Origin of the sequence: Bradyrhizobium sp. 179 (assembly GCF_023073535.1) — a bacterium.
Lineage (GTDB): Bacteria > Pseudomonadota > Alphaproteobacteria > Rhizobiales > Xanthobacteraceae > Bradyrhizobium.
Genome location: NZ_JADPJR010000112.1, coordinates 1 through 891, shown reverse-complemented (window position 1 = coordinate 891; position 891 = coordinate 1). Strand labels below are relative to the sequence as shown.

Genomic DNA, 891 nt, shown 5'->3' with positions numbered 1-891 from the left:
CCTTCTTCGTTTGGCCGCGCCCCGGATCGAGTACCGGCGCCTTGGTCTCATCCATGAACAGCCGATCCGCCATGGCCAGGTGGTGGCGCATGTGGTCCGCGATGGGCTGAAGATGGAAGCAGGCGCGGCCGGACCAGTTGCCCAGCGTCGCCCGATCAAGCCGGATACCCTGGCGCGCATAGATCTCGGCCTGACGGTAAAATGGCGTATGATCGCCAAATTTGGAGACGATCACGTGCGCGATGGCCGCTTCGGTCGGCAGCCCGCCGGGCACGACGTGCTCCGGTGCGTGCGCCTGCACGACGGGGCCCGCGCAGCGGCGACAGATGTATTTCGGGCGGCGCGTGACCAACACCCGCCATTGCGCCGGGATCACGTCGAGCCGTTTGCTGACGTCCTCGCCGATCTTCGCCATGGCACCGCAACCGCACGGACAGAGCGTGCTCGCAGGCTCGATGATCCGTTCCACCCGCGGCAAATGGGCAGGCAAGCAGCCGCGATTGCGATGAGGACCTTGATCCGGCACGTTCCGCGATCGGCCATTGATCACAGTCTCGGCTCTCTCCTGCGCCGCGTCCAGGATGCCTTGCGCGATCTCCACGTCTTCCAGCGGCAAGTGATACTGATCTGGCCGCAGCTTCTCGGACTTCGCGCCGAACTTCTCGCGTCGCAATTCGCCGAGAATGATCTCCAGCCGACGTCGCGCTTCCTCCGACGCCGCCAGCGCCCCCTGATGCTCGCTCAAGGCCGCCTGCGTTTGCGCCAAAAGCGCCTTGAGGCGTTCGTTTTCGCCGCGTAGCGCCGCGATGCTCATGTGCTATTTCGAGCACATCGCCGCCGCGCGTGCCACGCTCAAAATAGCTGCCGAGTCATTCTGCCGCACTTATCCAG

At 64.8% G+C, this 891-nt stretch carries 1 protein-coding gene; it reads right to left on the bottom strand.

Features of this window, described 5'->3' with window-relative positions; translation table 11 throughout:
- Positions 1-814 (bottom strand): transposase (locus IVB12_RS26575; protein ID WP_247303504.1); only part of this gene is annotated, 814 nt, incomplete at its 3' end.
- Between the last annotated feature and the right edge of the window lie 77 nt (positions 815-891).